At 58.5% G+C, this 9590-nt stretch carries 8 protein-coding genes; 4 read left to right on the top strand and 4 right to left on the bottom strand.

Translation table 11 applies throughout. The features are described 5' to 3' along the window. Window positions 1-2249 (bottom strand): DUF8202 domain-containing protein (locus HOP44_RS16630; RefSeq protein ID WP_246369889.1); only part of this gene is annotated, 2249 nt, incomplete at its 3' end. Between the two features lie 208 nt (window positions 2250-2457). Between HOP44_RS16630 and HOP44_RS16625 the strand changes: the two genes are divergently transcribed. Beyond that, on the top strand, window positions 2458-3336 hold the full coding sequence (locus HOP44_RS16625) for a GyrI-like domain-containing protein (RefSeq protein WP_172255294.1): 879 nt from the start codon (window positions 2458-2460) through the stop codon (window positions 3334-3336). Window positions 3337-3430: 94 nt separating this feature from the next. On the opposite strand, the gene HOP44_RS16620 is transcribed toward HOP44_RS16625, so the two are convergent. The 3 genes from HOP44_RS16620 to HOP44_RS16610 are packed head-to-tail and all read right to left on the bottom strand — an operon-like array spanning window position 3431 to window position 6108. After that, window positions 3431-4180 (bottom strand): ABC transporter permease, encoded by a 750-nt coding sequence (locus tag HOP44_RS16620; RefSeq protein ID WP_172255292.1) that lies wholly within the window; start codon window positions 4178-4180, stop codon window positions 3431-3433. Then, window positions 4170-5069: an ABC transporter ATP-binding protein gene (locus HOP44_RS16615; protein ID WP_172255290.1), complete on the bottom strand. Its 900-nt coding sequence runs from the start codon at window positions 5067-5069 to the stop codon at window positions 4170-4172. The genes HOP44_RS16620 and HOP44_RS16615 overlap by 11 nt, the downstream gene beginning before the upstream one ends. Window positions 5070-5103: 34 nt before the next feature. Beyond that, the gene (locus HOP44_RS16610) at window positions 5104-6108 is read right to left on the bottom strand and encodes an ABC transporter substrate-binding protein (protein WP_172255288.1); all 1005 of its coding nucleotides are present in this window, start codon (window positions 6106-6108) and stop codon (window positions 5104-5106) included. Between the two features lie 259 nt (window positions 6109-6367). Here HOP44_RS16610 and desA point away from each other — a divergent pair, with 259 nt between their 5' ends. The 3 genes from desA to HOP44_RS16595 all read left to right on the top strand — a co-directional run bounded on the left by desA (window position 6368) and on the right by HOP44_RS16595 (window position 9558). Then, on the top strand, window positions 6368-7447 hold the full coding sequence (gene desA, locus HOP44_RS16605) for a Delta(5) desaturase DesA (RefSeq protein ID WP_172255286.1): 1080 nt from the start codon (window positions 6368-6370) through the stop codon (window positions 7445-7447). A gap of 274 nt (window positions 7448-7721) precedes the next feature. Continuing rightward, window positions 7722-8951, top strand: coding sequence for a sensor histidine kinase (locus HOP44_RS16600; protein WP_172255342.1), 1230 nt, complete (start codon window positions 7722-7724; stop codon window positions 8949-8951). 4 nt (window positions 8952-8955) lie between these two features. Continuing rightward, window positions 8956-9558 (top strand): response regulator transcription factor, encoded by a 603-nt coding sequence (locus HOP44_RS16595; protein WP_172255284.1) that lies wholly within the window; start codon window positions 8956-8958, stop codon window positions 9556-9558. The last annotated feature ends 32 nt before the right edge of the window (window positions 9559-9590 follow it).

Genomic DNA, 9590 nt, shown 5'->3' with positions numbered 1-9590 from the left:
GAACCGTTCAGGTTCTCGCCGATGATCGCGTCCTGACGCTGCTGGAGAGCCGTTTTGTCGACGACGGTGAACGTGCGGGTCTTGACCGCAGTCTCACCGCCTTTTACAGCCGTCACGACGATCGTATAAGTGCCCGGAGCAAGCGGCTGATCCGACGTGTAGGTCCAGCTTCCGGAAGGATCGATGAGCGCTTGGCCGCCGGCACCGTCGACTGGATTGCCTTGGGCGTCGCGGATTGCGACCGTCAGCGAATCAACTTCCGGATCGACACTGCCGGCAAACGCCGGCTCTCCGCCGTACACGACACCCGTAACGGTATCCGGCTGCGCGATGTTCAACGAAGCTCCCAGGCCGCTCTCCGCCTGTTCATCGAAACTCGATGCAGGCACTCCGTTCAGCCCTTGCAGATTGCCCGCCGTCGAATCGTAAGAGACCCCGGCCGTATCGATATTCGACAGATCCAGACCGGAAGGAAGTCCGATCAGAACCCGCTTCGGATCCTGGGGATCCACCGTGATGTTCAGCTGTTCGGCCGGAATATCCTGCCCGCCGATCCGAACCGTAAAGCCCGCGGGCACTCCGTCGAATTCGACTCCGCGGTCGAGAGTGACGACAAGACGCGAACCGGAAAGACCTTTTTCCAGCACGGCACGTTCGAATTTCACTCCTGCCGGTTCCAATGCGTCGTAAGCTTCGGACAATTCCTGCAGAGCCCGATCGACTGCGCTTTGCGAAGCCCGGTCATTCGACAGGACCGTCTTGGCCTCGTTCAGTTTCGTCTGCAGCATGCTCCAGCTGTCTGCCGTGTAATCATCCGGCTTCAGCGTACCGCCGGACAGTCCGCCGTCGATCGCGGAAGCCCGCGCCGCCAGAGCCGTTTTGTCGACATGGGCGAACGTGAAGAAACTTCCGTCCGGCAGTTCGCCGCTGTTCAGCGAGACTCGGCCGTCGCTGTCCAGCGGGTAGAACCGGGCACCGGCAAAATGTTCATCTGCGCTTGTGACCAGATAATACCGCTCGGAAGGCGATGCGGATTGCGCGAGATCCAGATCCAGCGTAACCGTCTGATCGACCCAATCCGTTCTTTCCACTTTGAACGTGCGCTCCATCACCGGGAAACTGCCGGTCTGCGGGTCCGCGACCGTACCGGTATAAGCGGCCGCTTTGCCGTTATCGCCGAAGGTCAGGAACGACTGGGGATTCGTCACGCTCTCCGCGTTGTCTTTGTTCGATGCCGCTACGCTCTCCCCCAGTGCCAGCGTGACAAGCGCCCCGTTATTCTGCGACTTGGACTGCTTCTGATTCAGTCCGCTCTGCGCATCCCGGCCGATCCCCGTGATCCGGTATCCATAGCCCGTGTTGTCATCGGCATCCCAGATCGGGCTTCCGTCGCTTGCGATGTAATCCACATTTTCAAGATCGTCGCCCGTCAGGGTAATTCCGTATTTGATAGCCAGGTAGCTGTTGACCCGATCGCGCTCGTTGTCCGTAAGCTTACGGTTGAAGACAAGCATTTCGGAGATGCTGCCTCTCAGTACCTGGTTATGGGCAGCTCCGAAATAGTAGGCTTTGGTGGTCGGAACCTGGCTATTGAAATTGACGGAGTTGTTCGTGTCCAGCTCGATCTGGTCCCCGGTGATCTCCGCAGCCCACTCGCCCGGCATGCTGCGCATATTCAAGATATTCGCCTCTTTTAAATCATGCTGGGCGATATTGAGGTTGCGGGATTTGTTGGAACCAAAATAAGAACGCAGCTCGGAAGGAATATACCGGGCGCCTGCCGAAGAATAGGTCCCTCCGATTTCCCAAGGGTACCCGTTGCCATCCTCCGATACCGTGGCCTGTACGGAGAATACTTCGACCGTATCCGTAATGCCGCTCTTGAATCCCGAAGATTCGGGGACATAGAAATAACCGTAGCCTTTATAAGCCGGATTGAAATTCAGAACGGACGCATCGTAAGTCACGGTTCCCGCAGCCGTCCACTCGAACGGCGCAGCCAGATCCTGCAGCTTCCCGATCGTCTGCCCCTGCAGCTGTGACGAGCTCTGCGCCAGGTCCACCCATGAGAGCAGTCCCGCCCGGACTCCGCCCGCGTAGACATTCTCGGTCACCGATACGCCGGCATTTTGCGATCCGGCCGCGGACGCGCTGCCGCTTCCCGGTCCGACTCCCGCCAAACTTCCGGCCGCCAGCACCCCCGCCAACGCGAGTCGGATCTTTTTGCCCGGACCTGCTGTATCTTTCATTTTCAACACCTTTGCCATCTCCCTGCCTTTTGTATAAAAAGCTTTCAGCATATCTATGCCGCTTTCTTCACAAAGGTAACAGGCGCACATCTACAAAAAATATACAGGCCGACTTACGGGCCCAAGACCCTGCGGCCAAACCTGAACGCAAAAGGTCGGGCGGCGGCGTCAAAATTCCGGTATCTTAAACGACAAGGAGGGGAATGAGGTGAATATTCTCGACAGCATGAACGAAGCAATGGCCTATATCGAACGCAATCTGGACGGCAAGATCGATCTGGGAAAAGCCTCCCGGATCGCGCTGTGCTCGGAGCATCATTTCAAGCGGATGTTTTCTTTTCTTGCGGGGGTGACGCTTGCGGAACATATCCGGCGCAGACGCCTGACGGCGGCCGCGTTCGAACTGCAGACGGGAGATGCGAAAGTCGTCGACCTCGCACTCAGGTACGGTTACGATTCGGCCGATTCTTTTGCCCGGGCATTCCGGCAGCTGCACGGCATGACACCGTCGGAAGCGCGCCGCCGGGGAGCCGAACTCAAAGCTTATCCGCCCATGACCTTCCGGTTAACGATCGAAGGAGGAGAACGGATGAATTATCGAATTGTGGAAAAAGAAGCTTTTCGGATCGTAGGGCTTATGCAACGGGTCCCGATCGTCTTTCACGGAGTGAATCCGGATATTGCGGAGATGTGGCAGAGTCTGGATGCGGAGAAGATCGGCAGAATGAAGCAGCTGTCGAATACGGAGCCGGGCGGGATCGTCAGCGCTTCGACGAACTTCTCGGAAGAGCGAATGCAGGAAAAAGGCGGCCTGGATCATTACATCGGCGCCGCAACGACACGGCCCGCTCCCGCGGGATTCGCTTCGCTGGAAGTGGCCGCTTCGAGCTGGGCCGTATTCGAAGCGGTCGGATTGTTCCCGAAAGCGCTGCAGGAGACGTGGGGACGGATCTACTCGGAATGGTTCCCGTCGTCCGGTTATCAGCAGGCCGAAGGACCGGAGATGCTGTGGAACGAACAGCGCGATCAGAGCGCAGCGGATTACCGCAGCGAGATCTGGATTCCGGTCGCTACAAGACACGGCTGACCTGCCGCAGATAACGAACGGCCGCAGGAAAAAGCGGAGGCGCAAGGCCTCCGCTTTTTTTCTGCCTTTATGGAATAGACGGACGATATCCGCCTTATCCCCGCCATTTCATGAAACGGTGCTCAATCAGGTCGACCAGCAGGAACAACGCGAAGCCGACCGCGCTGAACAGCAGGATCCCCGCATACATATCGGCGTAATCGAGACGCAGCCAGGCATCCATAATAAAATAGCCCATCCCGTGCTCGGTGCCGTAAATTTCGGTGAAAAAAAGCACGGAGAACGCCGTACCCAGCGAAATTCTCAGGGTGCTGAGCAGGGACGACAGGGCGCCCGGCAGCGTCGCGTGCAGGAAACGTTCCATCCGCCCCGCTCCCAGACTGGTCAATACGTCGTAGGTATGGGCCGGAATGGCTTTGACCCCATCACGGACCGAGATGACGATCTGAAAGACCAGAATAAGAGCGATCATGACGATCTTCGATGCTTCCCCGAGGCCGAGAAACAGCATCGCCACCGGCAGCAGCGCGATCTTCGGGACCGGATAGGTCAGATAGACAACCGGATCTAGCAGCCGGTTCCAGTGGGGGGAGCGTCCCATCAGCAGGCCGGGCAGCAGACCGAGAATCAGCGCCAGGCCGATTCCGGCGAAGACGCGCCCCAGGCTGGTGCCGATATGAAGCAGCGTTTCAGCGCCGTCCAGCACGAACAAGGCCCGGTATACGGCCAGAGGCGAAGGCAGCATATCGCGGTGCAGCAGTGCCGACAGAAGCGCCCATAATACGTGCAGCGCGGCGAATACGGCCAACAGACGCAGAACGAATCGGCCCGAATTAGGGTTCATCGGTCGCTTCCCATCCTTCCCGCAGCAGACGGCGCAAAGTCCGGGTCTGTTCCTGAAATTTATCGCTGTCGCGTTTGTCTTCGAACGGCAGCTCGGCAAGCGCTTCGTTGTCGATCTGCAGCAGACCTCCCTTATACGATGAAGCTTCCGCACGATTCCTATCGTCACTTGTCCGGGCGCCTCCGGGCAGCAGCAGGATCCTGCGGCCGAGCAGCACGGCTTCTTCCACGTCGTGGGTGACGAACAGCATGGTCGAAGGCTGGGCGCGCCAGCTGCCGAGCAGCAGGCGCTGGAGTCCTTCGCGCGTGACGGCGTCGAGCGCGGAGAACGGCTCGTCCAGCAAGAGCAGGTCCGGGCGCACCGCGAAAGCTCGGGCGATCGCGACGCGCTGCTGCTGTCCGCCGCTCAGCTCCCGCGGATAGCGGCGTTCCAGGCCGCCCAGGCCTACCCGCTCAAGCCAGCGGGCGGCGGCTTCTTCGCGCACGGCGCGCGGCTCTTCCGGGCGCGCGATGCGAAGCGCGGTGCGGACGTTTCGAATAGCCGTCTGCCACGGCAGCAGCCCGTAGTTCTGCGGCACGAAGCCGACGCGCACGGCGGCCTGCCCGTTTGCGGCACCGCCGGCTCTGCGTCCGCCGCCGAGCGGACGGCCGCCCAGGGCAAGACTGCCGCCGAAATCCGGCAGCAGTCCCGCGGCGGCACGCAGCAGCGTCGATTTGCCGCTGCCGGAAGGGCCCAGCACGGTGTAGATGCCGGGCTCGGGCAGATCCAGGCCGAGCGGGCCGATAACCGGAACGCCGCCGTAGCCGGCGGTAAAGCCCCGGGCGGCGAAGCCCGCGCCCGGGATGCGCTCCCCTTGCGCTTGCCGGGCAGCAGCCGCTTGGTCGATCATCCCCTTCTCCCCCTTTTTCCGATATCCGGATGCTTTATTTGAACTGCACATCCGACATGACGTCGGCGGCTTGAATATCCCGCTTCAGCAGCCCTTTCTCCCGGGCCCAATCCAGGGCGGAATTCACCTGTTCCGGATCGGCCTGGCTGGCCGGAACGTACTCCGGCACTTCGATCTGATCCTTGAGCGTATCGGGATAACCGACTTCTTCGATAATGAGATCGATGTATTCGGACTGATCGTGATTCTTCATATAGTCGACCGCCTGATCGTAAGCGGCATACATGCCGCGAATGGCTTCGCCCTTTGCGTCGATCACGCCCTGCGGGAAAGCCAGCACGAACGGATTGATCTTCGCGGTCCGCGTCGAGCCCAGAACGGCAAGCCCCGCTTCCCGGCCCATCGTCACGAACGGCTGCGGCAGCACCGCCGCGTCCGCCTTGCCGTTCTTGAGCAGTTCAAGGCGGGTCGGAATCTGCGGCACTTCGGTAATCGTAACCTCGTTTTCCGTCAGCCCCGCCTGCTCGAGCATCATCGCCATTGTATATTCGGTCGAGGTGTTTTTGGACAGAATGACCGTTTTGCCTTTCAGATCCGATACGCTTGCGACATCCGTGTTTCCGGTCAGCAGATCGAACTCGCCGAACGTCGTGCTTGTGATCTTCACATCCTGGCCCGCTTCGTTATAGACCGAGATTGCGACCAGATCGGCGCTCAAGCCTTCGACTTTGCCCGCCTGGAAAGCGACATCGCGGTCTTTCGCGCTCTTGAACGTCTGAATATCGAGATTGACGCCCTGCTGCTTGTCGAAGCCCTGCTCGTGCGCCACGATAAAAGGAATGGCGTCGATCGACGGCAGCAGTCCCAACGTGATCGTTTCCGTATCCGGCTGCCCCGCGGCATCCGCCGCTCCGGCCGTACCCGCGCCCGGCGGACCGCCGCAGCCCGCAAGCGCAGCGCCGATCGCCGCCGTAAGCAGCATCAGCCCCACGCGTCCCGTTCCCCAAGAAGCTTTTTTCCGTGTTTGATCGATTTTCATTTTTCTCCAACCCCTGTTCGATGAATAAGTGCTTTTTGCAGAAAAAAGATTGTTAATTAATTCACAAATCAACCTGGACGCTCCCATTGTACTCTTCTCCACGCATTTTGTATATTCATAAATTTAGATAAGCGGATTTGTAATATGACATTTGTCATCTGTGTCATCTGACGTTTATGACTGTGCGCTGCTTCCCTCCCCCGCTATACTTGCAATAACAGAGACGTTCCAAGGAACGCCATCGAAAGGGGAGTCATTCATGACTGCGTCACGTGCCCATAATCCGATTACCGAACTCAAGCAGCATATGAAACCTTACGAGAAAACCGATACCAAAGCCAGCGTCCTTCAGCTGTTCAATACAATTATCCCGCTCATCCTGTTCTGGGTCGGCGGCTATCTGGCTATGTCCATCTCCTATTGGCTGGCCCTTCCGCTCCTGCTCGTGGCTTCCGGCTTCGTGATCCGGACCTTCATCATTTTCCACGACTGCACGCACGGTTCTTTCTTCAAAAACAAAAAGGCCAATGACATTGTCGGCACGATCACCGGCGTCATTACGATTATGCCGTACCGCAAATGGAAATACAGCCATACGATGCACCACGCGACGAGCAGCAACCTCGACAAACGCGGCGAGGGCGATATGTGGCTGCTGACGATCGAGGAATATAACAATGCTTCCTTCTGGACGCGCCTGGCTTACCGTTTTTACCGCAACCCGCTTGTCATGTTCGGAATCGGTCCGATCTTCGTTTTCCTGATTCAGGGACGTTTCAACCGCAAAGGTGCAAAAGCCCTGGAACGCCGCAACACTTACTTGACGAATATTCTGCTCGTCGGATTGTATGCGGCACTGATTTGGGCAATGGGCTGGCAGGCGTTCCTGCTCGTGCAAGGTCCGGTCTTCTTCTTTTCCGGCATGCTCGGCATCTGGCTGTTCTACGTGCAGCATCAATTCGAAGATTCCTACTTTGAACACGAAGAAGAATGGAACTACGTGAACGCGGCCGTCGAAGGCAGTTCGTATTACAAACTGCCGAAGCCGCTGCAGTGGATCACGGGCAACATCGGCTTCCACCATGTGCATCACTTGAGCCCGAAAGTTCCGAACTATAACTTGGAAAAAGCGCATGATTCTTCGATCCCGCTGCAAAAAGCAACAACGATCACGCTGCGGACCAGCCTGCAATCGCTGAAGTTCCGTCTGTGGGACGAAGAAACCAAAACGTTCACCGGCTACGGCCAAGGCCGCAAAGTACGCAGCGGACTGCCGAAGAATGCGGTACAAAACGTTTCCCGCGACATGGGCAAAAAACCGGCACTTCCGCACGAATAATCGAAGACGCGCCGCTCGCCCGGCCCGTCTTCGCGGATCGAACCGATCAGACCCCGGCATTCCGTATTCCGGGGTCTTTGCTTTGCGAAAAACAGGGCGAAAATGTCGGCAAGTCCTGCATTTTCGTCATTACCGCCGGTTCCGCGTCCAGGCTCAAGGCGGAATCGGTTTGGGAAAAAGGAGGCCCCGGGTTATAATGATCACAAAAAATCAGACCGTGCACGCACCCGCCGCGGTCGCGGCGCCGGTATCGCTTTATAGGGGGCAGTCGATCATGCAGAAATGGTATCAGATCTTTCAGCGCAGTACCGGCCTCAACCCTTACGTTTGGGTCGTTTTCTATATCCTCCCGTTCTATTTCATCTTCCGTTCATCGACACCTTTCCATGTTGTAGCAGGGATCGGCATGGTCGTCGGCTTCTTCGTCTGCTACCTGCTGGCTTTTGCTTCCAAAGGACGACTGCTTTATTTCTGGACAAGTATGCAGATCGTATTCTCGGTCTCGATGACGCTGATGTTCGGCTATATGTATTTTGCCGTCTTTCTCGCTTTTTTCGTAGGCAATATCCGCAGCAAGCGCGGCTTCTTCACGCTGTACTGGATTCAGCTTGCCGCCGCGCTCGCTTCCGTGTACGTCGGCTACGTGCATCTCAATCCGTTGATGGTCAGCCAGTGGCCGTTCGTCGCCCTGACGGTAATCGCGGTCATCCTGCTGCCGGTCACGACGTACAACCGCAACCGCAGCGAGCGGCTTGAAGGCCAGCTCGAAGACGCGAACAAACGGATCTCGGAGCTGGTCGTTATGGAAGAACGCCAGCGGATCGCGCGCGATCTGCACGATACGCTTGGACAGAATCTCGCGCTCATCGGCCTCAAAAGCGACCTGGCCGCCAAGCTCGTCAGCAAAGATCCCCGGCGCGCCGAAGACGAGATCCGCGACGTGCAGCAGACGGCGCGCGTTGTGTTGAAAGAGCTGCGCGAACTTGTCACACAGATGCGCGGCACCCATATCGAAGACGAAGTGCATCGGCTGCGCCAGATTCTCAAAGCGGCCGAGATCGAATTCACGCTGATCGGCAATCCGGCCGAAACGCGTACCTCTCTGCTGAACGAGAACGTCGTCAGCATGTGTCTGAAGGAAGCGGTGACGAATATCGTCAAGCACAGCGGCGCCACTACCTGCTCGATCGCAATCGAGCCGCTGCCGGCGGAACTGATCGTGCGCGTCACCGATAACGGAAGCGGGCTCGGCGAAGCCGGCGGGCAGAAGCGCAGCGGGCGGCAGAACGGACAATCCGTATCGCGCGGCAGCGGACTGCGCGGGATGCGCGAGCGCCTGGAGTTCGTAAACGGACGTCTCGAGATTGCGGACGGCCTGCAGGGCGGGCAGGGAACGACCCTGACGATGCGGATTCCGAACGTGCTTGCGCAGCAGGAACCCGGGCCGGCGGAAGCGGGCGTCTCTGCTCCGGAAAGGGAACGGGCTATCGACAAGGAGGGATAACACGATGATCAGAATCGTGATCGCGGAAGACCAGCGTATGCTGCTCGGAGCGCTTGCTTCGCTGCTCGATCTGGAAGACGATATGGAAGTGGTCGGCCGCGCGGGCGACGGCGAAGAGGTCGTTCGGCTGGTACGCGAACACAAGCCGGACATCTGCGTGATGGACATCGAGATGCCGAAGAAGACCGGGCTCGAAGCCGCGGAAGAACTCAAAGGCTCCGGCTGCCGCGTCCTGATCCTGACGACATTCGCGCGCTCCGGCTACTTCGAACGGGCGATCAAGGCGGGAGCGCATGGCTATCTGCTCAAAGACAGCCCCAGCGAAGATCTGGCCGACGCGATCCGCAGCGTCATGTCCGGCAGACGGATCTACGCGCCGGAGCTTGTCGACGATGCGCCTTTTGCCGAAGAGAATCCGCTGACCGAACGGGAGAAGGAAGTACTGCTGCTCATTTCGGAAGGCAAGAATACGAAGGAAATCGCAAGCGAACTGTCGCTGACCAATGGGACGGTGCGCAACTACGTCTCGGTCATTCTGGACAAACTCGGCGTCGGCAACCGGATCGAAGCGATTACGCGCTTCAAGGAGAAAGGCTGGTTCAAATGAACCGGCCTTTTTGCTGTTCTTCTTCTCCGGAA

It is taken from the genome of Saccharibacillus deserti, from assembly GCF_013618475.1.
GTDB lineage: Bacteria > Bacillota > Bacilli > Paenibacillales > Paenibacillaceae > Saccharibacillus > Saccharibacillus deserti.
Note: the sequence above shows the minus strand (reverse complement) of the source record. Positions and strands in the feature narration are given on the sequence as shown.